The organism is Actinomadura rudentiformis (genome assembly GCF_008923185.1).
Lineage (GTDB): Bacteria > Actinomycetota > Actinomycetes > Streptosporangiales > Streptosporangiaceae > Spirillospora > Spirillospora rudentiformis.
Map to the genome: position 1 here is coordinate 125,704 of NZ_WBMT01000008.1, position 24,935 is coordinate 150,638.

Sequence of the window (24,935 nt, forward strand, 5' to 3'; positions counted from 1 at the left end):
CTTTCTATGGGAGCTTGCGGAAGGTTGCGAGCTTTTCGTCAGGAGCCGGATCACTCCTGGTGGACGGTCTGCACGAGCCGGGTGCCGCCGCGGCGGTCGATGAAGTAGCCGCGGCCCGGTGGCAGCGCGTGGCCCTTGATGTTGCCCAGGACGATGCCCTCGTCCTTGTTGCCGGACATGAGCAGGCCCGGCGAGCCCATCTCCTTGATGCGCTGCATGATCGGGTCGTACATGCCGCGGCCGGCGCCGCCGAACGCGCGGGACAGGATCACGTGCAGGCCGATGTCGCGTGCCTGCGGGAGCAGCTCGGCGAGCTGCGTGACCGGGTTGTTGGACGTGGCCACCAGGTCGTAGTCGTCGATGATCAGGTAGAGGTCCGGGCCCTTCCACCACGACCTGTCCCGGAGCTGGTCCGGGGTGAGGTCGGCCGGTGGGAGCCGGTTCTTGAGGGCGCCGACGATGTCCTTGACCAGCGACGCCGCGGCGGTCGAGGACGCGGCGTACCCGATGCGGTGCTCGGAGTTGGCGTGGTCCAGCAACGACCGGCGGTAGTCCAGGAAGATCATCCGAGCTTGTTCCGGCGTGTACCGGTCGACGATGCCCTGGACGATCGTCTTGAGCATGTTGGACTTGCCGCACTCGGTGTCGCCGATGACGAGGAAGTGCGACTCCTGCGCGAAGTCCAGGTAGACCGGCGACAGCGAGTCCTCGTCGATCGCGAACGGGATGCGGTTGCCGCTTTCGGCCGCGGCGGGCAGCTGGCTGACGGGGAGCACGGACGGAAGCATCCGGACCTTCGGCGCCCCGGGGCCCTGCCAGTTGCCCGCGACGGCGCCGACGAACTTGCGGACGCCGTCGGAGAGGTTCTCGCCGTTCGGCTCGCCGTCCAGGCGCGGCAGCGCTGACAGGAAGTGCAGCTTGTCGCGGGTCAGACCGCGGCCCGGCCGCCCCTCCGGCACGTTGCTTGCGAGCTTGCGGTCGACCTCGGACTCGTATGGGTCACCCATCCGCAGTTCGAGTTTGCTGCCGAACAGGTCACGGATCGTGGTGCGGAACTCCGACCACTTGTTCACTGTCGCGACCACATGGATGCCGTAGCCCAGGCCGCGCGCGGCCAGGTCGGTGATCACGGGTTCGAGGTTCTCGTAGTCCTGGCGGACCGTCATCCAGCCGTCCACCACGAGGAACACGTCACCGTAGCCGTCGCCTGTGATCTCACCCGCGTTGCGCATGCGGCGGTAGGTCGCCATGCCGTCGATGCCGCGCTCGGCGAATTCCCGCTCGCGGCGTTCGAGCAGCGAGGTGACCTCTGCGACGGTCCGGCGCACCCGGTCGGTGTCCAGGCGGTTGGCGACACCGCCGACGTGCGGCAGATCCTCGAACGCGGCGAGCGTGCCGCCACCGAAGTCGAGGCAGTAGAACTGCACCTGCTGCGGCGTGTGCAGCATCGCCAGCGAGGCGATGAGGGTGCGCAGCATGGTCGACTTGCCGCTCTGCGGGGCGCCGGCGATGCCGACGGTGCCGGCAGCGCCGGACAGGTCGACGTACATCGGGTCGCGGCGCTGGTGGAACGGCCGGTCGATGATGCCGACGATCGCGTGCAGCTTGTTGCGCCACGCGTCGTTCTGCGTGGTCAGCCCGAGCCCGGGGACGACCGCCAGCGTCGGAAGCAGTTCGTCGAGCGTCGGCGGCAGGTCCAGCGGCGGCAGCCAGATCTCGTGCGCGGGCGGGCCGTGCCCCTCCAGCTGCTTGACCACGACGTCGAACAGCGAGGCCGTCGGCTCGTTGCTCTCGTCCTGCTGCTGCTCCTCCGGCTCCTCGATGATCTGCGGCCGGATGTAGTCGGGGATGTACGGCACGATCTGACGGACGACCTGCTTGTTCCCCTTCTTGGCCGCGGGGGCGAGGTCCTCGGTGGCCGGGCCGGAGACGTACGCGGCGCGGAACCGGGTCATCGACTCGGTGCCGAACTTCATGTAGCCGTGGCCGGGCGCGGAGGGCAGCTCGTACGCGTCCGGGGACCCGAGGACGACGCGCGACTCCTGCGCCGAGAAGGTACGGAGACCGATGCGGTACGACAGGTGCGTGTCGAGGCCGCGCAGCTTGCCCTCTTCGAGGCGCTGCGAGGCCAGCAGGATGTGCACGCCGAGCGACCGGCCCAGCCGCCCGATCATGACGAACAGGTCGGCGAACTCGGGCTTGGCGCTCAGAAGCTCGGAGAACTCGTCCAGCACCAGGAACAGCGTCGGCATCGGCGGCAGCTCCGCGCCCTGCTCGCGCGCCTTGTTGTAGTCGCGCAGCGAGGCGTAGTTGCCGGAGGCGCGCAGGTATTCCTGGCGGCGCACCATCTCGCCCTCCAGCGCCGCGTACATGCGGTCGACCAGAGGGAGTTCGTCTTCGAGGTTGGTGATGACGGCCGAGACATGGTTGAGGTTGTCCATGCCGAGGAACGTCGCGCCACCCTTGAAGTCGACGAGCACGAAGTTGAGCTCTTCGGACGAGTGCGTGACGGCGAGGCCCAGCACCAGGGTGCGCAGCAGCTCGGACTTACCGGAGCCGGTGGCCCCGATGCACAGGCCGTGCGGGCCCATGCCGCCCTGCGCCGACTCCTTGATGTCCAGGGAGATCGGCCGGCCGTCGGGGTCGATGCCGATGGGAACGCGAAGCCGGTTGCGCGGCGCGCGCGGCCGCCAGACCTCACGCACGTCGACGGTGAACGGGTTGTCGATGCCGAGCAGCGAGGTCATCGTCGTCGCGGACGAGAGCACGTCCTCTTCCAGGCCGCCCTGGGCGGCGCTGGACCGCAGCGGGGAGAGCTGGCGGGCGAGTGCCTCGGTCTGCTGCAGCGTCATCGAGTCGGGCTTGCCGAGGCGGGTGCCGACATCCTTGCCGGTGCGGTCCTTGGTGAGGCGGGCGACGCGCTCCTTCTGCACCGCGAGCCGCAGCGTGATCGACTCGTGCACCTGTGCGGAGGACCCGGTCAGGTCGATGATGCAGACGCCCTCGATGGCGTCTGCGGCGAGCTGGGAGTCGTAGGAGGCCTGGCCGCCGTCCATGATGATGATGTGGTACGGCAGGTCGTCGGCGGAGAGGCCGGGCTGGAACCGCGGCCGGTCCTTGACCGACTGGCCGAACATCGCCTCCAGCGAGGTCATGCTCTCGCTCATGAGCCGGACCTGGCCGGCGGCGTCGTACTCGGTGGGGTGCTGGCTGTGCGGCAGCCACTTGACCCACTGCCACCAGGGCATGCGCTCGCGCGAGGCGCACACCGAGATGTGCACGTCGTCGGGGGAGTGGAACGCCGCGACCTGCATGAGCATGGCGCGGACCATGCCGTAGACGGCCTCGGGGTCGCCCTGCGGGACGATCCGCGCGAACGACCGGATGTTGGCAGCGATCGGCAGGTTGGGTACGTTGGCGTGCGTGCGCATGAACCGGCGGAGCGCGCCGGCGCTCATCGGCTCCAGGTCCTCGACCGGCTTGGTCTCGGGTGCGATCAGCTCGACGGCCAGCTTCTGGGAGCCGGTGCCGAAGCGGACCTGCCCGAAGTCGTCGTCGGTGGGGCGGCGCTCCCAGAGCCGGGCGCTCATCACCAGCGACCACAGGCCGCTGGGGTCGGGGCTGCCCCATTCGAGGGACTCGCGCTGCTGCTTCGCCGCGTTCCGCACCTTGCGCCGTACCTGCCCCAGGTAGCGCAGGTAGTCGCGGCGCTCGTTGTTCAGCTTGACCTTGCGCTCGCCGCCGGTCCGGCCGACCTGGCCGAGCATCATGCCGACCATGGAGATGGCGAACATGCCGCCCGCCGCGTACTGCAGCGGGCCGCCGCCGCGGCCGACCATCATGAACATCATGGCGAACGCGCCCGCAACCATGGGCAGGTACGTCATGACCGCGGAGAATCCCTGCGGGACCACTTCGGGGAGCTCGGGCGGAGACTCCAGCAAAATCTCGCCCCGCGGCATCGCAGGGGGTTTCCGCCGGTCACGACGGCGGACGAGAACCGTGCTCACGCTTTGTTTCCTTCCACCGGGGATCCGGAGTGGGAGCCTTGCCTGCCTCCCGCCCGGCAGGAACCGGACGGTCGCGACGCCGGCGCCTCCGAGTCACCTGCTTGCGCACGCATCAACCAAATCAACCAAATCGTAGTGGTCATGGACCGCTGGTGAGAGCCCGATTCGTCACGTTCGAAGTCGATCATGAACGGAATCGGCCGTGGAATCGTCGGATCAGGACGGTTTTGTGCCGTACCACCGTTCATTGCGTAATCTTGGCCTGATCACATCCCGGTGTGATCAGCGGTCGACGGGATGTGATGAGCTGCATCTCCCGGCCGCTGGCGCCACTGGCATGCCACCATGCAAAGTGGTCGTCCCCCGCCCATCGGTGGTCTCCCCTGTCCACCTGTCCCGGACAACTGCGAGGAAGTCGTGAGCGCGCCCCCTGGAGCCGACATCTGCAGGATCACGGTCGTCGGACCGAAACGGCGAGTCGACATCGCCGTTCCTGCGGATGCCACGTTCGCCGAGCTCTATCCGACGATGCTGCGTTACGCCGGCCAGGACCTCGCCGACGCGGGCCTGGCGCATGGCGGCTGGATCCTGCAGAAGCTGGACCAGGCGCCGTTCGATCCGTCGGCCACACCTGGCCAGGCCGGGTTGCGGGACGGAGACCTCATCTATTTGCGGCCGCGGATGTCGCAGCTGCCCGACCTCGCCTTCGATGACGTCCCCGACGTCGTCGCCACGGCGGTCAACGACCGGCCGGGCCGGTGGCGGCCCGAGAACGCGCGGACGTTCGCCCTGGGCTGGGGCGCGACGGGCCTGGGTGTCGGTGCGATCACGCTGCTGCTGACCGGACCCAACTGGATCGTGCCGGCCGCGGCCGCCGGCGGTATCGCCGTGCTCCTCATCATCGGCGCGATCGCCCTCTCGCGAGCGCTTGGTGACGCCGGAGCCGGCGCGACGCTCGGCTACGGCGCGGTCCCCTACGCCTTTCTCGCCGGTGTGCTGGCGCCCGCACGCGACGACGCGCTGTCCGATCTGGGCGCGCTGCACCTGACGGCCGGTTTCGGCGCCGCGGTGCTGGCGGCCACGATCTGCGCCTTCGCGATCTCCGACGGCATGCCGGTCTTCTACGGGACCGCCCTCGCGACCCTGCTGGGCGCCATCACCACGGGACTGGCGCTGGTCTTCGACTACGACGCGGCCGGCGTCGCCGCGGTCACCATCGCGGTCTCGCTGGCGCTCACCCCGCTGCTGCCGGGCATCGCGTTCAAGCTCGCCCGGGTGACGCTCCCACCGGTCCCGAGCAGCGCCGAGGACCTGCGGCGCGACACCCTGATGGTGGACGGCCAGCAGGTCCTGGCCCGGTCGGGCGCCGCCGACCGCTTCGTCACCGGCGGTGTCTCGGGCATGGGCCTGATCGCCCTCGGCGGCTCGATCCCGCTGGCCCTGGAGAACGGATGGGTCGCGCCCACGATGGCGGTGGTGGTCGCGCTGGCGATGTTGCTGCGGGCCCGGATGTTCCGCGGGCGCGCGCAGAAGCTCTGGATGCTCGTCCCCGGCATCACCGTGCTGGCCGTACTGGGCGTCGGCACCGCGTTCACGACGGACTCCGAGGTGATCCTGCTGGCCGGCGTGCTGGCCCCGGCGCTCGTCGTGTCGGGGATCGCGGTCGGCGTCGGCATCTGGCTGCCCAAGAACCGGCTCACCCCGTTCTGGGGCCGGGCCGGCGACATCATCGAGATCATGCTTGTGGTCGCGCTGATCCCGCTCGCGCTGGGCGTCAGCGGCGTCTTCGAGTGGGTCCGCGGCCTCGCGGGCTGAGGGGGCAGGCTAGATGCAGACCAAACGCGATCTGCTGCAGGCGCACCAGCTGATGACCCAGCGCGCCGCGCAGGCACTGATCCTGGGCGAGCCGGACAACCCCGAGCAGCCCCTCAAGCGGCTGAACGTCGGCACGTTCTCCGGCATCATGGCGGCCGTCGTGGTCGCGGCCGGGTTCGGCATCGCCGGCCTGCTCATGGGCGGCGGCGGCAAGGGTCTCGACGACCCGCAGATGCTCCTTATCGAGAAGCAGACCGGCACCCGGTACGTGTGGTGCCTGCCGAAGGGGCAGAAGGAAAAGGCCCTGTGCCCGGTGGCCAACTACGCCTCCGCCAAACTGGCGGTCGGCGGCCAGGGCAAGCAGAAGTCCGTGTCGTCCAAGTCGTTGTCGAAGTTCCCGCGCGGACCGGTGATCGGCATCGCCGGCGCGCCCGACAGCATCCCTGACCGCAAGCGCCTGGTGGGCGGCCCGTGGTCGGTGTGCGTGCGCACCGCGACCGGGCTGACCGGCCAGCCCCGGCCGGTCGTCTCCCTGGTCGGCGGCAAGAACGTGGGAGGCCGCACGCTCGACGCCACCGCCGCGGTCGTTGTCACCTCCGCCGGATCGGACTGGCTCGTCCACAACAACCAGCGGCTGAAGGTCAGCGAGGGCGGCCGCACGGTTCTCGGCAACACCCAGCCGGTGCCCGTCTCGCCGGTCTTCATCAACGCGATGCCCGAGGGTCCCGCGTTCGGCCCGCCCAACGAGATCCGGAACGGCTTCGGCCGTAACGTCAACACCCAGGGCGGCGCGACCGGCAAGCAAGGCCAGGTCTTCCACGACCAGACCAATGACCGCTACTACGTGCTGATGCCGGACGGCTATGCCTCGATCACCAAGATTCAGGCCCAGCTGATCCAGGCGATGCCCGAGTACCAGAGCATGCCGCCGCAGTCGCCTGTCCAGCCGGCGCAGGTCACCGCGAACCCGTCGCAGACCCAGATCTCCGCGCGCGGTCTCCCGGACAAGCAGCTCCAGCCGGTCCGGTACGACGCCAAGGAAGCCCTCTGCGTGGTCTACAAGAACCTCGGCTCCGGTATCTCCGCGCCGCAACTGACCGTCGGTGGCGGCACCGACCTTCCGCTGCCGACGACGCAGGGCGGCGGCGGTGTCGACAACGTCGTGCTCCCGCCGGGCAGCGCGGTGCTGGCGGGCGCCCTGGTCACCACCGAGCAGGCGATCAGCAGCTACTACTTCGTGTCCGACAGCGGCCGCAAGTACGCGGTGAAGAACGCCGACGCCGCCAAGGCCCTCGGCTACACGATCTCAGCCGACAAGAGCAGCGACGTGGAGCCGGTCCCGGCCGCCTTGCTGGACCTGCTTCCGGACGGGCCGCCACTGGCTCTCCTCGACCCGAACAACCCACCACAACTCAATACGCAAGGAAACATGGGCCAGTGACGTCGACGGCGCCCCGCTCCGGAGGGCGCCGTCCGGCCCTCCAGAAGCGGCCCCTGAACGGTCTGGCCGGTAACGGGCATGGCCGGAAGCGGCATCGACCGGCACGTCGACTTGCTCCGGTAATCGTCCGGTCACGCCGGTCCACGGTTTGCATGGAAACCTGCAGGTAGCCGTAGGTTCGCCGGTACGTAGCAAAATAGATCACATCGTCCCGGACAGGCTTGGTAGGTTTGCCAGCCTTGTTCCACCGGGCTTGACACGACGGAGGTGTAGAGCGTGGGCCAGGCGTTCAGCACGTCGTACGCGACCATGAAGCAGACGGAGGCTCTCTTCAAGAGCAAGCACAAGGAGATCACTTCGCTGCTGGACTCCCTGGAGGCCGAGCTGAAGAGCGGGCTGTCCCGGTGGGAGGACGACGCGCGCGACGCCTACTTCGAGCAGCAGGCCAAGTGGGACAAGGCGGCCCGGGACATAGCGAAGGCCGTGGACGAGTTCTCCACGACGATCCGGACGGCGCACGACAACTACAAGACGGCCGAGAACTACAACACCGACATGTGGGCGTGACTGGTTCCGTCCGGTTTTTGCACCAAGCTTGTCACCATGTGTGGTTTGGTGGCAGTGACCCCTCTGGGGTAGATCGACAGTGATGCGGACGTTGCCGTAATCTGGTAATGCCCTGGCGGCGCTGGCTGCCGGGCAGGCCGGGCAAGGTGTGGCTCCCGAAAAAATTTTGATCAGCTCGGCACCAACGGGGCCCGCGGCGCATCCAAGACGTATCCAGAGACACGAGGAAGGATGACTGATGGCTCAAAGCTCTTCGGTCGACAGAGCAGAAATGGCTCAGGCGGCCCAGCGGGTCGAGTCTGCGGCACAGGACTTCCACAAGATGAGGGGCGACCTGAGCTCTGAGCAGCAGCAGCTGCAGGCCAAGTGGATCGGCGAGGCTTCCACCGCCTTCACCAAGGTCTACAACGAGTTCGACGGCGAACTGGGCAAGGTCATTCAGGCCCTCGAGACGCTGCACGAGAAGATGACGCAGGCCAAGATCAACTACGAGGCCAGCGAGCAGCAGCAGACCGAGAGCGTCAACCAGCTCAACTCCCTGCTCAACCTCTGACGCGCCGACCCGAACACTGACCTGAGGCTACGGAGAAGACCCGATGAGCTACAGCTCGATGAACTTCGGCGCTATGCAGCAGGCATACGCCGCGTTCCAGCAGAAGTACACCGCCATGCAGTCGGAGCTCGACGACCTCGAGAAGTCGGTCGAGCAGAAGCTGGCGCAGTGGGAGGACGACGCCAAGAACGCCTACATGGACGCCAAGCGTCAGTGGGAGGCCTCGGCGGCGGACGTCGGCCGCATCATTCAGGCCCTCGGCACGGTCGTCAACTCCTCCGCGGAGACCGGCCAGTCCACCATGCGGTCCAACACCCAGATGATCGGCGGCTGACCCAGCCGGCATCACGGCCGCCCGTTCCGGTGCGCCGGGCGGGCGGCCGGATCGGGACCGTCCCGGGGTCAGCGGACGTTCCAAGGCAGAGCAGGCAAGTAAATAGAGAGAAGCGGGCATGTTCGGCCCGCGGGAGGCTGACATGACTGGCGGTAGGGGCGACTACGGGGGCTTTCGTCTGGACGCGTCTTGGCCCGGACTCGAAGCGACCAAAGACATCGAGATCGACAAGGCCGAGGTCGAGCGGATCTTGAAGGAACTGCGGGCCGACTACGACAGCTTCGCCAGCGGGAACGGCTCCCTCAACGACATGCAGTCCAGGGGGAACGTACAGGCCGCGCACCTGGGCAACTACCCCGCAGCCCAGAGCCTGATGCAGAGCATCACACCGACGCAATCCTTCCTCAGCACTTCCTACAACAGCTTCCTGACCAGCTACGAAGCGATCATCACGGCCCTCGAGAACGCGGTGCAGGGCTACAAGGACATGGAGACCAACAACACGGCTTCGGCCAACGGCGTGACGACAGGCAACTCCAGCTCCAGGCCCACGACCGGCAACACCCAGTCGTACGCCTAGACCGTCCCGTAGTCGCCCTTCGTAGCAGGCCTTTTCGCAACACCAGGAAGTGAGAGACCAGAGCGATGACTGAGAGTAGGCCACAGACTCAGGTACTGCGTGTCGAGGCTTCCCCACCGGCCGAGTGGGACGGTGGCCTTGACGAGATGAAGCAGATCCTCGAGAGCATGCAGCCCGCCAAGGTCAAGGATGCGGGCGCCGCGTACACCGCCGCCGCCGCCAAGTTCGAGACGACCGCCGGTTTGCTCCGCTCCCGAGCCGACGCGCTGGCCAAGGTCTGGAAGGGTGAGGACGCCGCTGCCGCGCAGAAGCAGATGCAGCGTCTGAACGCCACCGCCAAGGAGTTGGACAGCACGCTCTCCGAGACCGGTAGGGCTCTCGACCACCACGCCAACCAGCAGATCGAGTTCCAGCGGACTGCTCCCGGCGGCGGCGTCATCCCAGGCTTCACCTACACCGATGCCACGGTCTTCGCGGCCGGCGCAGTCATCGCCGGCCCCGCGGGCGGCGTCATGGCGGTCGGCGGCAAGAAGGTCGCCGACGTCATCGGTGACATCACTGGATTCTGGGACAGCGAGGAGAAGGCCCTCGCCAAGGAGCACATGAAGAAGCTCCAGGACTCCACCATCCAGACGAACAACAACTGGATGCCCAGGGACGTCACCACCGACCTTCCCTACGGCGGCGGTAACAACCAGAGGTGGGAGCAGCCTCCTCGCACGGATACCGGCGGTGGTATCCCCGGTGGCGGTATTCCGGGTGGCGGTATTCCGGGCGGCGGCATTCCCGGCGGTGGCAACCCTGGTGGCATTCCGGGTGGCGGTGTTCCCGGTGGTGGCAACCCTGGTGGCATTCCGGGTGGCGGCAACCCCGGTGGTATTCCGGGTGGCGGCAATCCCGGCGGCGGTATCCCCGGCGGGGGTGGCGGTATCCCCGGCGGTGGTATTCCGGGTGGCGGCGGGGGCGGTAGCGACCTCGCCGGTGTCCCCAAGGGCAACGGTCCCGGTGGCGGTATCCCCGGTGGTGGCGACCCGTTCGGCCGTGGTGGCGGCGCTGGCGGCGGCGGTATCCCTGGTGGCGGCGCTGGCGGCGGCGGTATCCCCGGCGGCGGCATGGCCGGCGCCATGCCGGGCGCCGGCATGGGTGGCGGGGCCGGCCGCGGTGGAGCCGGTACCGGCAAGGGCAGCGGGCTCGGCAAGGGCGGCATGCGTGCCGGTGGCATGGGCATGGGCGCCCCGATGGGTGGAGCCGGTGGCCGCGGCGGCAGTGAGGATGAGAACGAGCGTTCCACCTGGCTGACCGAAGACGAGGACATCTGGGGTGGCAGCGACGACGCCGCGCCCCCGGTCATCGGCTGAGCCCTAGCACGGTTTCCGTGAAGATGGACGAGGCGGTGTGAACGGCCCGGTATGCTCCGGGCCGTTCACACCGCTTTCGCGTTAGTGAGGTTGTTGTGCGACGGATGACACGGTTCCTGGCCGCCGCCGGGGCGAGCTCGCTGCTCGCGCTGACGGTCGCGACCCCGGCCGGGGCGGTCCCGGGCCCGCGAAGCGAACAGTGGTGGTTCTCCGCGTGGGAGATCCAGAAGAAGGTCTGGCCGGTCAGCCAGGGTGCGGGCGTCACCGTCGCGGTCATCGACACCGGGGTGAACGCGTCGCTGCCTGAGTTCCAGGGCGCGGTGGTTCCCGGAGCCGACCTTGAGCGCGGGTCCGGCGACGGTCGTACGGACACCGACACGAAACTTGGTGGCCACGGTACGGGTATGGCCGCGTTGATCGCGAGCCAGGGTGGCCGGACGGGCTTTGTCGGCGTCGCGCCGCAGGCGAAGATCCTGCCCATCATCGCCGATAGTCATGAGGCCACGACAAAGGGCATTCGCTATGCCGTGGACCATGGCGCGAAGGTGATCAGCATTTCACAGGGGCACACCGCCTCGCAGGGATGCGAGCCGAACTATCAGCAGGCGATCAGTTACGCACTGCAGAAGGATGCGGTGGTGGTTGTCTCCGCTGGTAACTCCGGGAACGCATCAAATAGGCCGGAATCTCCGGCCAACTGCGCTGGGGTCCTGGCGGTCGGCGCTGTCGACAACAAGAAGAAGGCGTGGATCGGAACTCAACGTCAACCGTATGTCGCCGTGGCCGCACCCGGTGCACCGGTCACCTCGGTCGGCAAAGAAGGCAGGCTGGTCGGCGATGTGATCGGAACCAGTCAGGCTGCGGCGCTCACGTCGGCGGTCGCCGCGCTGGTGCGATCGAAACACCCGCAGATGTCGAACCGCGAAGTGGTGCAGCGGATCATCGCATCGGCCGTTGACGCCGGACCTCCCGGCATGGACAACATGACCGGCGCCGGTGTGATCATTCCGGAGCGGGCGCTGAACGCCAACGTGCCGAAGAGCGCACCGAATCCTGTGTTCGATCGGTTCGACCGTCTCCCCAAGGCCCCGCCGGGGCAAACAGGGGCCGCCCAGACTCCGGACATCGCGGAGCCGAAGAACAATGACACCCGGAACAGCATCATCACGCTCGTCATCGCCCTGGGCGGGATCCTCGGGGTCCTGCTGCTGGCAGTCGTGATCTTCGTCTTCGCCAGGCGGGGCGGTAAGGGCGGTCCGCCGTCCGGTGGCTACGGTGGTGGGCCGGGTGCCGGTCCAGGGCAGCAGGCAGGTGGCCCGCCGCCCGGCTGGGGTGCCGGATCCCCACGGCAGAGCGGGGGATTCCCGACGCCGCCCCAGGGCCCGCCCGGACAGCAGGGCCCGCCGCCCGGGTACCGGGGCTGAGGGGCCGACAGCGGCCAATCCGTCGCGTCGGACATCGTTCGCGGGCGGCGAGCGATGGTGACTAGCATGCTGGTTCTGTCAGTGGACAGGCTCCCCAGAGAGGCAGTGCGTTGAAGAAGCTGTTGGTCATGCCCGCGGTCGCCTTGGCGCTCGCGTTGAGCGTGAGCGCGTGTGGCTCCGACGACAAGGACAAGGCGGGCGCGTCGAGCAGCCCGTCGACCGCTGCGGGCTCCACGGTGCCGAGTGCTCCGGGGGTCGTCACGCCGAACAACACCGCCGCACCCGGTAGCGGTACGGGTGCCGGCAACGGGACCGGCGGCGGCGCCGGCACCGGCAAGCTCACACCGGCGCAGAAGAAGCAGCTCGCCAATCTGGTCAAGGTGGCCAACTGCATGCGCGCCCGGGGGTACACGGTCGACGAGCCCAAGCCCGGTGACTTCAGCGTGACGCCCAAGAACGTCAAGGACGTGAACGCGGCCAACAAGGACTCCGCGGACTGCGCCAAGCAGGCCAGCTCCGGCGGCTGAGCCCGCCGGCGCAACATAACGCTCGAGCGAAACAGCCACCTTGTAATGCCCTTTTCGCTCGAGCGTTATTAACGTTCCCCCACGAGAAGCGTGGGAGGTTTCCAGTGCTGGCTCAACCGCGAAACCTCCCGGAATTTCGCCCTGTCGACCACGATCGCCGGTACCGGTGTCTTCGTCGGCGGCGCGGCAATCTCTCTCGGCGCCAGCATCGAGCGCGCCTCCGTTCAGGTCGCCCCGTTTCCGGGGACAGGCACAGCGCTGCCGTAGGCGGACCATGGCCCGGCGGCCCTGGCACGCAACTCAGGCCGTCGCCCGTCCAGGCGCAGCCGGGGTACCCGTACCAGTTCCAGCGCTCCGGCCTGTAGCAGCAAACCCTTCTCTCTGGACAGCCGTCAACGACGCGGCGGACCTGCGTCTAGAACGAGTTCAGCTCGGCGCCGCAGAGATCTGTGACGGGCGAGCACTGACCTCGTCCTACGATCTCGCCGGTAACATCGTGGGCCGCCGGACGCCGTCCGGAGCCGCGAGCCGCGAGCCGCTGGACCTTCGACGTGGCCGGTCAGCCGCTCAGTATCGACACGGCCGGTCAGACGATCCGGTTCCTGCACGATGCGCGGGCCGCCAGGTCCAACGACGGGTGGGATCCGGACCGGTGCTCACCCAGCAGTGGGACGCAGCCCACCGGATGATCGCGCAATCCCTCTGGGGCGTCCCCGCGCCCACCACTGGCCAAGCACCGCTCCTCCAGCACCGGACCTACCAGTACCGTCCGGACGGCAACGTCACCGCCATCGGTGACCGGCGCTTCGCACTCGACCGCGCCGAACATGTGACCGCCGTTCAAGCCCGTGACTGGGCCGAGCGATACGCCTATGACACCACCGGCAACATCACCGAGGCGGACTGGCCGGTCGCACGCGAGGGGGACGACGCCGGTCTACTGGGGGCCGCGAATACGCATGGAGAGCGGTGGTGACCGGGCGTCAGCAGGTTTCGCAGAAGAGGACGTCGCGTATGGTCGCCGGGGCGCCGTCCATTTTTGTTTCCTTTCCCTCGGCCATCTGGTTCAGGATGTCGTCGTCCACGAGGGCCAGTCCCTTGTCACGCATAAAGTTCTCGATGGTGTCGAGCAGGGAAGTATTTGGGAAGTCGGACAGGGGGCAAGGGCGCCACGCCAGATCTCCCTCCTGGCCGCAGTGCAGGATGCGGGTCCACAGGGGGCCCTTGGACGAAATCCAGATCCCCAAGGAGTAGGTGGCCGCGCGTGGGTCCGTGGTGGGAGAGCCGTCGGGCAGGAAGAGCAGACCGAGCTTCTGGCCGGCGTTGTAGCTCATGTCAGCGTCGTGCGACGAGTCCGCCGACAGCACGTCGGAGAGCTCTGCGCCCAGTTGACTCACGCGGTCGGTGAACGGCCCGGAATAGTCCGGAGCGGCGTCCAGGTAGCGGTGCGGAAAGCCATCAGCTCTTCCAGAGGGCGGAAACATCATCGCTCCCCTTTTCCGTGGACGGCCTCGAGCAGCCGGGTGGTGAGCTCTTCGATGTGTTCGTTGGCGACGATCATCTCTACTTGATCGGAGCGTATGACGAAGAACTCCCCGAAATTGTGCGGCCCGGTATAAATTGCATCCACCATGGCAGCGGCGGTGCTGAGGATCTCCTCCGGAGATTTGCTTGTATCGGCGAGCGCGTCCCGGATGTCGAGGAGCATGAGGTACCACCCGAGAGTGCGGCGCCCCTGGCTGTGCACGATTTCCACCAGCTCGTGCACGGCCTGCTGAGCGCTGGCGAGCCGGTCGGCGAGGGCATCTTCCGTCATCGTCAGTCCGTTGTAGCCGTACGGGCGCCCAGGATCCTGCAAAGCCGGCGCCGCCAAGTCTCGGCATACCCATCTCCTTGGCCCTTGACGGTCATCTTCGTTCAGAAAGGGCGGGTCGGCGGTCATCCTCGCTCGTTGACCGGTGGCGGTCGCGGTGATGCCCTACCGGGCTGCCCATGTGGGCGGCGTATGGGGCATTTGTGTCGTTATGCTCTTCACTGGACGAAGAGATCATGGACGGCCGGCGAGGTGTTCGATGGGTCTGCAACTGCCCGGTGAGTTGATCGGGTTGCTGGGGATGTTGGGGTACACCTGGCCGGAAGCGGACGAGAGCAAGCTTTTCGAGCTGGGTTCTACCTGGATGGGTTTTTCCGGCACGGTTCAGGGCGTGGCTGCGGATGCCACGAGTGCGGCTCAGCAGGTGTGGTCGGGTAATCAGGGTGAGGACATCCAGGCGTTCCAGAAGGCCTGGGGGGAAGAGGACTCGCCTGCGGCGATCTTGCAGGATGCGGCGACCGGGGCGATGGCGGTCGGGGCGGCGTTCTTCGTGTGTGCGGGCATCGTGCTGGCGTTGAAGATCAACGTGATCGTGCAGCTGATCATCCTGGCGATCCAGATCGCGCAGGCGATCGCGACCGCGCCGGTGACCTTCGGGGCCTCCCTGGCGGAGATCCCCATCTTCAAAACGATCACCGGCATCATCATCGACGTCCTCATCGACCAGGCCATTGGAGCTCTCCTTGGGTAAGGGCGGCGGCAAGGGCGGTACGGGCAAGGTCGCCGGCGAGGTCGGCGGCATCTTCGGCAAGGCCGGAAGCAAGCTCTTCCGGTTCAAGCATTCGCCGGACGGCAAGGTCCTCGGGCTCGATCCCAAGAACATCGATCCCAAGACCCGGGAAAGATGGCGGAACGACCGGAAGTCACAGAAGCCCGGCCCCGGTGACAAGGTGACCTCGCGGAAACTCGACCCGGACGACCCGAATCTTGATCCCAAGGACCGGGAAATGATGGACGCGGTCGAGAAATCGCGGCAGGAGCGCGGTGACTCCAGCGGGAACAACTACGCGGCCATCCGGTATGTCGACACCGACGGCAAGGAACGCATCCTCGTCACCAACAGCGATGGTGTCCACTCCGAGAGAATGGGCGGCAACTATCTGCTGGACAACGGGATCGATCCCAATAATATTCGGGGAATTTATACGGAGAGGTCTCCGTGTGACATCAATTCCTCGTACTGTGATCAGTGGATCAAGAAACATGCGCCCAACGCGGACGTCTCCCATAGGTTCGACTATGGTATAGATGGAACCAGTAAGTACCAGGCCAATAGTCAGCACAGGAAATATCGTGAGGGACTCTTCTAGGGGTGAGCGAACGTGCCAGATCTGACCAGGGAGCAGCTGGTCGAGGCGTTCGGCGACCAGGTGCGACGGTTCGACGCCCTGCCCGACGGCGTCACCCATGAGGAGACGCGCCGCTTCCTCATCGACGTGGGGCTGCCGGAGAACCTCCGGGACAACTTCCTCTATCTGCCGCATTTCACGCCACTCCCGGAGCGCTACGCCGAGGTCGGCGACTGGACCTGGGACATGCCCGGCGACGCGGCGAGTTGGTACGTCCTCGGTGGATTCTTCGGCGGCGATGTCGCGGTCAACGGGACCGACGGCCGTGTTTTCTTTCTGCCGGAATGGGACGAGCCGCCGCAGCCGCTGCACAGCGGAGTCGACTCGCTCGCCTATTTCATGTACGTGTTCCAGCGCGACCGTTATTACTACAGCCAGGGCTACGCCAAGACCGTCGAGGACGACCCCGGCGATCCGCGAGAGGAAATCGACGTCTTCGTCGACACCGCCCGGAGGATCGCCACCGAGCTGATGGAGGTCGACAGCACCCCCTTCACCGTCGACGCGCTGCCTCCGTTCACCCACGGCGACATGGATGCCGAGCCCTTCCCGGACGACTTCGCCGGTCCGTGGACCCTGGCGTTCGAGGACATCGCCGGGGGCATGTGGTCCAGCTGACACGGTAGACATGGCGGAGACCGCGAACGCTGAGGAACGTGACGGATGACGACGGACATCGCCCGACAGGTGGCGGCTCATTTCGGCCCCGAGGGCTTGCGGAGGATAGAGCCCACGGAACTGCAGGCTCTGGCGCTCTCACCGGAGTCCGCTGAGCAGCTCGTCCAGTTCGGGCTGCCCGTCCAGGTGGGGCCCTATTTCATGGCCACGTCCGGCGAGCCCCTGTCGCTGGGTGAATACGCCGCGACCATCGGGTTCCCGGACGTCGAGCAGGACAAGGCGCAGTGGTGCAGACTCGGCACCGATCATGGAGCGGAGATCTGTGTCGGTCCGGCGGGCACCGTCGAGGCGGTCTTCGTGAAGGCCGACGAACGACCGATGCGGGTCAACACCAGCGTGACCGCCTTCGTGTCCTCGCTCCTGGCCCTGGACACGCACCTGCCGGTTATCGCCTCACCCGGCGACCAGGACCCCGTGGCGGTGTTCCGCCGTCTCCGGCAACGACTGCTCGACCTGGACGGCGCCTCCCTGCAGGATGCCGAGGCCTGGTGGCCGCGGGTCCTGGAGGAGATCCGGCATGCCCTGAGCTTCCGGTTCTCGGCCGCGTTCAAGATCGAGGACGATCGAGGCGGTTCGCGGATCGAGACCGAGCAGGCCCAGGTCGGGCTGCCGCATCCGGAGCGGGTGCTCTGGTCGCGGCTGTCGGCCCAAGGCGTCCGCCCGGCACAGGTGACCAGGGTCTACACCGAGCTTGAGCCCTGCTTCCTGCCGGGCAACTACTGCGCGATGTGGCTCACCCAGTTCACCAACGCCGAGTTCACCCACAGCTTCGACTACGGCGCGACCGCCGAGGAACGCGAGGCCGGAATCGTGGCGCTGATGAAGCACGCCGCAAGCCGACGCTGAGAACGCACCGGCCGGCGCCGCCGGGAGCACGCTCCCGGAACGTCGGGCGCACCGGGACTTTGAGAGTGGGCCGGACCGTGCGCACGGGCCTGGCCTGAGGAAGAAGGACGTATGGGCAGCCCCGTGGGGCCCGGCCTCCCACCCGTGGGCGCGGGTCGAGAACCCGCCGCCGCAGCGATCAGGGCGTGGCTGGGTGATCCGCTGCGTCCCCGGCTGTGCGCGGTGACCGGGTCACCGGGCGCCGGTAAGAGCCGGCTGGTCGCCTGGGTCGGGGCCGCCGACGCCGCGACGGATCGCGCCGTGAACGGGATGATCGGCGCGCGGGGCATGACGGCGCGTTCGATGGCGTGGGCGCTGGCCGACCAGCTCACCCTGCCCGGCGGCGAACCCGGCGAGGTGGTGGCGCGGATCGCCGCGGACCGGCGGCCGGCCACTGTGATCATCGGCGAGCTGGACGAGTCCGGGGTGGCCTGCGACGGCGGCGGGGCGGCGGAGATCATCAAGACGCTGCTCAATCCGGTGCTGGAGCTCCAGCACATCCGGCTCCTGGTGGACGGCCGTCCTGAGACCGTCAACCACTTCGACGCTCCTGCCGAGGTCATCCATCTGGACGCACCGGAGTGGACCAACCAGGCGGCGTTCATGGCGTGGCTGCGCGCCGATCAGGGCGGTGCCGGCGCGATGTTCCCGAACGCCGGTCTGGCCGAGATCGCGCTGCGCTGCGGGGCGGGGCCGGATGTGCCCGGGCGGTGGCTCGCGATGGTGTCGCCCGTGGCGAGGCCGGCGATCGAAGCGTTGGCGTCGGCGTACGAGCCGGTCGACGGCGCGATGTGGGAGGCGTGGACCACCGCGCTGACGGGCGATCCGACGACCGCTCGGCAGGCGCTGGCCGCCGCGGCGCCGCTGACCGTCCAGAGCGAGGGGCGTTACCTGCTCGCCCGGGTGCTGCGGGAAAGGGTCCTGGCGGCGCGCCAAGGCCAGCTGGCCGCGCAGATCGGCAACGCCATCGGCTATTCCCTGTACAGCGGCGTGCCCAAGACGCAGAACGGGATGCCGGATTGGAGCCGGGCCACCCCGTACGTGCTCCGGCATCTGCTCCGGCACGCCCTCGCCTCCGGCACCGCAGACCGGATGCTCGCCGATCTCGGATGCGTCGTGCATTCGGACCCGCTCGCGGTCACCGCGGTGATCGAAGCCGCCGGCGATGATCTGACGCGGCGGCTGGCCGCGGCGTGGGATGCCGCCGGCCCGGCGCTGGCCGCTACGCAGGAACCCGCCGAACGTGCCGCGCTGCTCCGGCTCTGCGCGCTACAACGTCGGGACACCGCCCTCGCCGAGGGGCTGGCGCCGCATGCCGCCCGTTCACCATGGTCCGTACGATGGGCCGCCGCCCGGCCGGCGGACCCCGCCGCCGGCCACTGGACAGGCCCGGTCACCGCGCTGACGTTCGGTCCCGGCGAGGGCCCGGCACCGCTCCTCGCGGCCTCTGCGGACGGGACCCTGCACGTCCTCGCGCGAGACGGGTCGCCGATCGGGCGCATCCCCAACTCCACTCCTGCGCTGTGGGGGCTCGTCGCGTTCGACGACGGCGCCGTCATGCACCTGGATCCGCACGGCGTCCTGGAGTTGAGCACTCGCCGCAAGGCACAGAGCCGTGCCGAGGAGATCGGCAGCCTGCTCAACCTGGGGGACGACACGGCCACCGAGACCGCCGTTCAGCCCGGCGCCGTCCACGCGCTGATCACCGCCCAGGAGGCAGAGCTCACCGCGCTCGGTGCCGATCGGGAGATCACCAGGCTCATGCTCGGCGAACGGAACGGCACAGTGCAGTCGTGGCTGCTGGACGACGGGCCGCCGACGGTGGTCACGACCAAGCTCCACGACGGGCCGGTGACCGCGGTGACCTGCTTGCGCGGGCCGTACGGAGGGCATCTGGTCATCAGCGGCGGCGCCGACGGGGCCGTGCGTTTCTGGAGCCCCGGCGAGGCCCCGCCGCCCGACCCCGCCGACCTCCGGGAGGGCGCGGTCACAGCTCTGACGGCGGGCCTCGCCGACTCGCGCCCGGTGGTCGTGGTGGGCTGGAACGACGGCGACATCCACCTCTGGGACCTGGCCACCGGCAACGACGCGTTCCTACGCCTGGGTTTCGCGGCCACCGCCCTGCTCCTGGAAGCTGACGGCACGCTCTTCGTCGGCGGTGCCGAAGGGATCGTCGCCCTCACCCTGGACTTCAGCTCTCTCCTGGGACCGCCCTACGAAGGCACCGAGTGACCTCGGCGCGATCCGGGAGCCTGGTCAGCGGGCAAGGGCGCCACACCAGAACACCCTCCTGACCGCAGTGCAGCATGCGCGCCCGCAAAGGGCCATGTGGCCGTCACGCCTGGAGGGCGGTGGTAAGTTCTGCGATCGCCTGTTTGGAGAATTCGCTGTCGCTGTCGGGTGTGACGATGGTGACCAGGGAAAGTCCAGGGCCGGTCAGTGCCACTTCGTACGGCTCGAAGGCGAAACCCGTGCGGCCGTACGGGTCGTCCAGGAGGAGGATTTTCAGCCGCGACGAGGGACACGGTTCGTAAACGACCATGAGCGGGCCTTCACCAGAACGGGACAGATAGTAGCCCTCGTCCTCCCATCGTTCGACCATCTGCTCATCCTGGGCGAGAAGGATTTCTGCTCGCTCATCGGGCAGGGCGATCGCCGGATCCCATTTCACGAACTCTGACTCGTCCAGCGCGATCCGCAATGCGGGCCACCGTTGTGACAATCCACGAACGAAGGTCGCGACCGCATTCCCAGGGGGAGAGGTGGAAAGGAGCACGGAGTCGTATCCGGTGATCATGACGGCGTCCAGTCCGTGGTCGGGCCGATGTAACGGGTGTCGCCACGCGGGATCCTGATGCCGCCGGGCGTCTCGAAGATGAACTTACCGCGATCACCACGCAGCGGCTTCAACGCGGATGTGGGGACCTCGGCTTCGATGACGTACTGCGACTTGGGATTGGTGATTCCGAGCTTCTTGAAGGCATTGGGCTCGGTCAGGTCCGCCGGACTCTTCGTGGTGAAAAAAGGCCCTTCGCCGTTCTTCGAATTTCCTGGTCTGATGTGGTACGGATCGCCGCCGCGGATGCCGTTGAATCCGGGTTTGTCCGTGTAGTGGTAGACCTTGGTCTTGTCGCCGCCGCCATCGCCCTTGAGCCCGAGCGGGTCGAGCCAGCCCAGTGGATTGCGGACGTAGGCGTGCGGGTTCGGGCCTGCCATGAGCCCGAGCGGATCGGTGCTCTGATAACGGCCGTCCGCGCTGTGGTAGTAGCGGTGGTGGTTGTAGCTGAGCCGGCTTTCCGGATCGAAGTACTGTCCCGGAAACCGCAGCGGGCATGGATTCGCGGACGCCGTGAGATCGGTGCCCCAAAGCGTGGTCTTGGCATGCCATGCGATGCCGCCAGCGGCGTCGACCAGTTCGGTGGGCGTGCCGACGAGGTCGGTGACGATGGCGTAGAACCGCTCGTCGACCCACTTCTGGGGTACGCCCTTCGCGGGCAGGCGTTCTGACTGGGTCAGCGGACGGAAGGTCTGGGGTTCGTACTCCCAGACCGTCCCACGCGCCGTCCACGCGTTCTGCTCGGGGGACCAGACCTGATGGATCTGCTCCGCGAGGACCAGCCCGTCCCACACGAAGGTCACTTGCTCGTAGACGGACTTGCCGTCATGGGAGACGCGCTGCTTGGCCACGCGCCGGCCGAGCGCGTCGTAGCGATAGCGCCAGTTCTGCCCGTCGGGCGTCTGGACGCCGATGAGGCGGTCGTCGTGATCCCAGAAGTAACGCCAGGTGAGCGGTCTGGAGGAGGGACGGGCGTGCTGGCGGAGCACAACGCGTCCGTGGGCGTCGTACTCGTACCGGACCTTGCCGGCTCGGCGGACGAGCGTCCCGTCGTACTCGCGTTCACCCGCTGCGTCCGCCTCTGGACCGGTGACCGTTCCACCAATCCGGCCCTGCTGCGCCGGCGCGGGGGTTCCGGACCAGCGCGCGTCCGTCACATTGCCTGCGACGTCGTAGGCGTACCGCTCGGTCCAGCCGTGGCCGTGAACCGCCGTCACCTGACCGAGCGGGTCGAGGTCGAAGCGCCGGTCACCGGTGAGGCGGTCACCGACCGCGCTCACGACGCCGTCGGCCCGGTACGCGAACGTCCGGTGCTGGAGCAGCCGAGGCTCCGGCGGCGGGGCCGCGCCTCCGCCGGCCGGCGCCAGGGGTTGCGCGGTCGCAGCGGCCCAGACGGTCTGGGCGGTCATCTGATGCGCGGCGTCCCATTGTTGTGCCAGCACCGTGCCCGCGCTCAGGCGTCGCTGCACCTCACGTCCGGCGGCGTCATGCTGGAACGCGATGGTCTGCCCGGCAGTGGCGAGCATCGCCGGCCGCCCTATGGCGTCGTAGGCCCACTGGCTCTCCGCGCCCGACGGTGTACGCCGCCGGACACGGCGGCCGGCGCCGTCGTAGGCCGATGTGAGTACCTGGCCGTTGCAGATCTCGGCCGTCACCCTGCCCAGGGCGTCACGTTCGAACCGAACATCGGCCTCCGCGTTGACGGCCCTCACCAGCCATCCGGCCGGGTCATAGGTGAACGTCGACACCCGCTCGCCGGAGCGTTCCTCGATCACGTTGCCGAGCGCGTCCCGCCTGAACGTGATCGTCTGGCCGGACGCGGTGGTCCTGGTGGTGAGCTGACCGGCCTCGTCGTGCGCGTAGCCGGTGATCCGGCCGTTGAAGTCGGACTCCTTGACGAGATTGCCCGCCGGGTCGTACTCGTACCGCCACACCAGGCCCTGGGGGTTGGTGACCGCGGTGACGCGCAGCTCGGCGTCGTAGGCGAACTCCAGCCGGGCGCCGTCCGGGCCGGTCATCGTGACGGGGAGTTCGAACGGACCGTACTCGGTACGGGTGGCGAGTCCGGCGGCGTCGATGTACTCGGTCAGGTTGCCTTCGGCGTCGTACGTCCAGCGCTCGGTCCGGCCGTCCGGCCCGGTCTGCGACGCCGGCCGTCCCTCGGGAGTCCAGCCGAAGCGGGTCACCCCGCCCAGCGGATCGACCACTGTGGCCGGCCGGCCGAGCGGGTCGTACTCGAAGCGGGTCGTCGCGCCGGTCGGATCGGTCATCGAGACCGGAAGGCCGGCGGCGTTCGTCACCACCCGCGTGGTCTGGCCGAGCGGGTCGGTCATCGCGTTGAGATTGCCGAGCTCGTCGTACGCGAAACGGGTGGCCGCACCGGTGGGATCGATGCTCGCAGTGAGGTTGCCGTGTTCGTCGTAGGTCCGCCGCCACACCAGTCCGCCCGGCTCGGAGCGTTCGACCGGCTGATGTCGCTCGTCATAAGCGGCGGTGGCCTGGGCACCGTCCGGCCGGGTGACCGCGGTGAGGTTGCCCTGTTCGTCGTAGCTGAACCGGGTGGTGCGGCCGAGCGGGTCGGTACGCGACAGGAGCCGGTCGTGACGATCCCATTCGGATCTGGTCGTGCCGCCCAGCGGGTCGACCTCGGCGACCACTTGGAGGGCCTCGTTGTAGTGGAAGGTGGTGGGGTTGCCCAGCGCGTCGGTGACCACGGTCTTACGCCCGGCGGGATCGTGGGCGAGGGTGACGTTGAGGAATCCGTCGGAACCGGTCGCCGCGACGCCGCGGCCTTCCTCGTCGTACTCATAGCGGTACCAGTGGCCGATGCGGTCGTGCCAGCCGGTCAGGCGCCCGGCCTCGTCGTACTCGAACCGCAGCGGCTTGCCGGAGGAGTCGATCACTTCGGAAAGGTGGCCCGCCGCGTCGTACCGGTAGCGCGTCAACACCATGCCGCCGCCCGGCTCGTCAGTGCGCAGGCGGAGCGCGGACACGCGTCGCGAGCCGGCCGTTTCGTCCGGGAGGGCCGCTGTGCCCGCGGGGGAGCGGGTCGCGCCGTTGGATGGAACGGCCGCGGCGACGGGCATGGTATCGACCGCGATCCGGTAGCCGCCCGAATGGCGTATCTCCGTCACGACCTGGTCCTCGTAGACGAGGTCGATGCGGTTGCCGCGACGATCGGTGATCGCGACCAGCGGCAGCCGGGACCAGCCGTGCTCTTCGCCCGGGGCTGGGAAATGCAGGGTCCGTCCCAGCCGTGGATCCGTGAGGGTGTAGCCGCCATCGCCGGTCAGTACCAGCGGCCATTGCGGGCCTTCCACCGGCTGGAACTGGATGTTGGGGAGCGTCGCCTGCGGATACTTGAGGATCATCGCGTCCGCCGACAGGAAGTAGACGCCGTCGGCGTCCAGCTCCAGCCGTTGGTCGAGCGTGGACGCCCACGAGATCCCGAACAGCCCGCCACGCCGGTATGACGAGATGTGCGTGCGTTCGAGCGCCAGCGGCAGCGTGGCCGCGAGGTCGAGATCGGTCTGGCTGAAGAGGACCTCGCCGGTGATCACATCGATCGGGTCCTGGGTCGTGGAACGGCCGCCTGGCTGGCGGCCGTCGCCACGGCCACCGCCCTGGCCGCCCTGCCCGCCTCGTCTGCCGCCGCTTCTGCGCTGCCCGCCGCCCGAGGGGCCGCCACCGCCGCCACCGCGGCTTCCGGAGTTGGGAAAGCCGTTCTCGCCGACGGCCTCGCCGAACTTCCCGGGTGCCTTGCCGCCCTTGCCCTTGTTCCGCTTCCCTCCCTTGTTACCCAAGGAGGGCCCCGATGGCCTGGTCGATGAGCATGTCGATGATCATTCCGGCGATCTCCTTGAAGATGGGGATCTCAAGGAGGGAGGCGCCGAAGGTCACCGCGGCGGTGGCGATGGCCTGGGCGATCTGGATCGCCAGCATGATCAACTGAATGATCACGTTGATCTTCAAAATCAGCACGATGCCGGCGCAGAGGAAGAAGACGCCACCCACGATCATGGACGAGGTGGCGCTGGTCCGGAGCATCTGCGCGGGGGAGTCCTCAGCCGCCCAGGCGTTCTTGAAGGCGTCGATGTCCTCGCCCTTGTTGCCCGACCACACCTGCTGGGCGGCGGCGTCGGCATCGCCGACGACGCCCTGAACCGTGCCCCCGAACGACATCCAGGTGGAGCCGAGCTCGAAGAGCTTGCTCTCGTCCGCTTCCGGCCAGGTGTATCCCAGCATTCCGAGTAGTCCGATGAGCTCGCCGGGCAGTTGGAGGCCCATGGACGGTCAGCCGTTCAGCGCGGCCGAGACGGAGGTGACCTCGCCGACCATCTGCTGCTCGGCCTTCTCGTAGTTGTCGGCCACGGCGGTCAGCTTCTCCGCGAAGGCGGTCATGTCCTCGGCGGCCCCTGTGAACGACTCGTTCGCCTGCTCTTGGATCGCCGTGTAGGACGTGCCGATCAGCATGCCGATGTCGTCGCCGCCCCAGGGCGCGCCCATGCCCTGGACGGTGGACAAGAGGCTCGACCACTCCTGCGACAACCGGTCTCCGGCGTCGGTCAGGCCGCTCGCCGCCGTTCGCAACGTCTGCGGCTGGATGGTGTAGCCGTTGGTGGTCATGCTCGCCCCCTGATCCCGTGTTCATGCTTGATCATGTGGGATGCAAAGAGCATAACGGGGCGGAACGGCTGAAAAAAGA

General features: G+C 68.0%; 22 protein-coding genes. 15 read left to right on the forward strand and 7 right to left on the reverse strand.

Annotation, left to right across the window (positions count from 1 at the left end):
• Positions 1-50 precede the first annotated feature (50 nt).
• On the reverse strand, positions 51-4,010 hold the full coding sequence (gene eccCa / locus F8566_RS18205) for a type VII secretion protein EccCa (protein WP_151561449.1): 3,960 nt from the start codon (positions 4,008-4,010) through the stop codon (positions 51-53).
• Between the two features lie 417 nt (positions 4,011-4,427).
• On the opposite strand from eccCa, the gene eccD reads away from it, so the two are divergent.
• From eccD to F8566_RS18255, 10 genes are all read left to right on the forward strand, one after another.
• Positions 4,428-5,825 carry a type VII secretion integral membrane protein EccD gene (gene eccD / locus F8566_RS18210; protein ID WP_151561450.1) on the forward strand — a complete coding sequence of 466 codons (1,398 nt, stop codon included), beginning with the start codon at positions 4,428-4,430 and terminating at the stop codon, positions 5,823-5,825.
• Between the two features lie 13 nt (positions 5,826-5,838).
• The gene (eccB, locus tag F8566_RS18215; protein WP_151561451.1) at positions 5,839-7,266 is read left to right on the forward strand and encodes a type VII secretion protein EccB; all 1,428 of its coding nucleotides are present in this window, start codon (positions 5,839-5,841) and stop codon (positions 7,264-7,266) included.
• 276 nt (positions 7,267-7,542) lie between these two features.
• The gene (locus tag F8566_RS18220) at positions 7,543-7,833 is read left to right on the forward strand and encodes a WXG100 family type VII secretion target (RefSeq protein WP_151561452.1); all 291 of its coding nucleotides are present in this window, start codon (positions 7,543-7,545) and stop codon (positions 7,831-7,833) included.
• 238 nt (positions 7,834-8,071) lie between these two features.
• On the forward strand, positions 8,072-8,386 hold the full coding sequence (locus F8566_RS18225; RefSeq protein WP_151561453.1) for a WXG100 family type VII secretion target: 315 nt from the start codon (positions 8,072-8,074) through the stop codon (positions 8,384-8,386).
• Positions 8,387-8,429: 43 nt separating this feature from the next.
• A complete protein-coding gene (locus F8566_RS18230) occupies positions 8,430-8,720 on the forward strand; it encodes a WXG100 family type VII secretion target (RefSeq protein ID WP_151561454.1) in 291 nt (96 codons plus the stop codon).
• A gap of 142 nt (positions 8,721-8,862) precedes the next feature.
• A complete protein-coding gene (locus F8566_RS18235) occupies positions 8,863-9,300 on the forward strand; it encodes a hypothetical protein (RefSeq protein WP_151561455.1) in 438 nt (145 codons plus the stop codon).
• Between the two features lie 146 nt (positions 9,301-9,446).
• The gene (locus F8566_RS18240) at positions 9,447-10,658 is read left to right on the forward strand and encodes a WXG100 family type VII secretion target (protein ID WP_192809731.1); all 1,212 of its coding nucleotides are present in this window, start codon (positions 9,447-9,449) and stop codon (positions 10,656-10,658) included.
• Positions 10,659-10,762: 104 nt separating this feature from the next.
• Positions 10,763-12,082, forward strand: a complete 1,320-nt coding sequence (locus F8566_RS18245) for a S8 family serine peptidase (protein ID WP_151561457.1) — start codon at positions 10,763-10,765, stop codon at positions 12,080-12,082.
• A 110-nt stretch (positions 12,083-12,192) separates the two neighbouring features.
• A complete protein-coding gene (locus F8566_RS18250; protein WP_151561458.1) occupies positions 12,193-12,609 on the forward strand; it encodes a hypothetical protein in 417 nt (138 codons plus the stop codon).
• 637 nt (positions 12,610-13,246) lie between these two features.
• A complete protein-coding gene (locus F8566_RS18255; protein WP_151561459.1) occupies positions 13,247-13,585 on the forward strand; it encodes a hypothetical protein in 339 nt (112 codons plus the stop codon).
• A 7-nt stretch (positions 13,586-13,592) separates the two neighbouring features.
• On the opposite strand, the gene F8566_RS18260 is transcribed toward F8566_RS18255, so the two are convergent.
• Together F8566_RS18260 and F8566_RS18265 are read right to left on the reverse strand one after the other, a co-directional pair.
• Positions 13,593-14,096, reverse strand: coding sequence for a hypothetical protein (locus F8566_RS18260; RefSeq protein WP_151561460.1), 504 nt, complete (start codon positions 14,094-14,096; stop codon positions 13,593-13,595).
• On the reverse strand, positions 14,093-14,551 hold the full coding sequence (locus F8566_RS18265; RefSeq protein WP_151561461.1) for a hypothetical protein: 459 nt from the start codon (positions 14,549-14,551) through the stop codon (positions 14,093-14,095). The genes F8566_RS18260 and F8566_RS18265 overlap by 4 nt, the downstream gene beginning before the upstream one ends.
• 130 nt (positions 14,552-14,681) lie before the next feature.
• Here F8566_RS18265 and F8566_RS18270 point away from each other — a divergent pair, with 130 nt between their 5' ends.
• The 5 genes from F8566_RS18270 (at position 14,682) to F8566_RS18290 (ending at position 19,626) form a co-directional block, all read left to right on the forward strand.
• Complete coding sequence (locus F8566_RS18270; protein ID WP_151561462.1) at positions 14,682-15,173, forward strand: WXG100-like domain-containing protein; 492 nt, start codon at positions 14,682-14,684, stop codon at positions 15,171-15,173.
• Entirely contained in the window at positions 15,166-15,792 is a 627-nt protein-coding gene (locus F8566_RS18275; protein WP_151561463.1) for a nucleic acid/nucleotide deaminase domain-containing protein, read from the forward strand. The genes F8566_RS18270 and F8566_RS18275 overlap by 8 nt, the downstream gene beginning before the upstream one ends.
• Positions 15,793-15,804: 12 nt before the next feature.
• Positions 15,805-16,449 (forward strand): SUKH-4 family immunity protein, encoded by a 645-nt coding sequence (locus F8566_RS18280; protein WP_151561464.1) that lies wholly within the window; start codon positions 15,805-15,807, stop codon positions 16,447-16,449.
• Between the two features lie 45 nt (positions 16,450-16,494).
• On the forward strand, positions 16,495-17,355 hold the full coding sequence (locus F8566_RS18285; RefSeq protein WP_151561465.1) for a nucleic acid/nucleotide deaminase domain-containing protein: 861 nt from the start codon (positions 16,495-16,497) through the stop codon (positions 17,353-17,355).
• Between the two features lie 111 nt (positions 17,356-17,466).
• Complete coding sequence (locus F8566_RS18290; RefSeq protein WP_151561466.1) at positions 17,467-19,626, forward strand: hypothetical protein; 2,160 nt, start codon at positions 17,467-17,469, stop codon at positions 19,624-19,626.
• A gap of 103 nt (positions 19,627-19,729) precedes the next feature.
• Here F8566_RS18290 and F8566_RS18295 read toward each other — a convergent pair whose 3' ends face one another.
• The 4 genes from F8566_RS18295 to F8566_RS18310 are packed head-to-tail and all read right to left on the reverse strand — an operon-like array spanning position 19,730 to position 24,856.
• Complete coding sequence (locus tag F8566_RS18295; protein WP_151561467.1) at positions 19,730-20,191, reverse strand: hypothetical protein; 462 nt, start codon at positions 20,189-20,191, stop codon at positions 19,730-19,732.
• Complete coding sequence (locus tag F8566_RS18300; RefSeq protein WP_151561468.1) at positions 20,188-24,033, reverse strand: DUF6531 domain-containing protein; 3,846 nt, start codon at positions 24,031-24,033, stop codon at positions 20,188-20,190. Before F8566_RS18300 ends, F8566_RS18295 begins: the two co-directional genes overlap by 4 nt.
• Positions 24,026-24,517, reverse strand: a complete 492-nt coding sequence (locus tag F8566_RS18305) for a WXG100-like domain-containing protein (protein WP_151561469.1) — start codon at positions 24,515-24,517, stop codon at positions 24,026-24,028. The genes F8566_RS18300 and F8566_RS18305 overlap by 8 nt, the downstream gene beginning before the upstream one ends.
• A 6-nt stretch (positions 24,518-24,523) precedes the next feature.
• Positions 24,524-24,856: a WXG100 family type VII secretion target gene (locus F8566_RS18310; protein WP_151561470.1), complete on the reverse strand. Its 333-nt coding sequence runs from the start codon at positions 24,854-24,856 to the stop codon at positions 24,524-24,526.
• Between the last annotated feature and the right edge of the window lie 79 nt (positions 24,857-24,935).

Coding starts and splice junctions, on each gene's coding strand:
- eccB (WP_151561451.1), top strand. CDS start 5,839: ATGCAGACCAAACGCGATCTGCTGCAGGCGCACCAGCTGATGACCCAG.
- F8566_RS18225 (WP_151561453.1), top strand. CDS start 8,072: ATGGCTCAAAGCTCTTCGGTCGACAGAGCAGAAATGGCTCAGGCGGCC.
- F8566_RS18230 (WP_151561454.1), top strand. CDS start 8,430: ATGAGCTACAGCTCGATGAACTTCGGCGCTATGCAGCAGGCATACGCC.
- F8566_RS18235 (WP_151561455.1), top strand. CDS start 8,863: ATGACTGGCGGTAGGGGCGACTACGGGGGCTTTCGTCTGGACGCGTCT.
- F8566_RS18240 (WP_192809731.1), top strand. CDS start 9,447: ATGAAGCAGATCCTCGAGAGCATGCAGCCCGCCAAGGTCAAGGATGCG.
- F8566_RS18245 (WP_151561457.1), top strand. CDS start 10,763: ATGACACGGTTCCTGGCCGCCGCCGGGGCGAGCTCGCTGCTCGCGCTG.
- F8566_RS18260 (WP_151561460.1), bottom strand. CDS start 14,096: ATGATGTTTCCGCCCTCTGGAAGAGCTGATGGCTTTCCGCACCGCTAC.
- F8566_RS18265 (WP_151561461.1), bottom strand. CDS start 14,551: ATGACCGCCGACCCGCCCTTTCTGAACGAAGATGACCGTCAAGGGCCA.
- F8566_RS18270 (WP_151561462.1), top strand. CDS start 14,682: ATGGGTCTGCAACTGCCCGGTGAGTTGATCGGGTTGCTGGGGATGTTG.
- F8566_RS18285 (WP_151561465.1), top strand. CDS start 16,495: ATGACGACGGACATCGCCCGACAGGTGGCGGCTCATTTCGGCCCCGAG.
- F8566_RS18290 (WP_151561466.1), top strand. CDS start 17,467: ATGGGCAGCCCCGTGGGGCCCGGCCTCCCACCCGTGGGCGCGGGTCGA.
- F8566_RS18295 (WP_151561467.1), bottom strand. CDS start 20,191: ATGATCACCGGATACGACTCCGTGCTCCTTTCCACCTCTCCCCCTGGG.
- F8566_RS18305 (WP_151561469.1), bottom strand. CDS start 24,517: ATGGGCCTCCAACTGCCCGGCGAGCTCATCGGACTACTCGGAATGCTG.
- F8566_RS18310 (WP_151561470.1), bottom strand. CDS start 24,856: ATGACCACCAACGGCTACACCATCCAGCCGCAGACGTTGCGAACGGCG.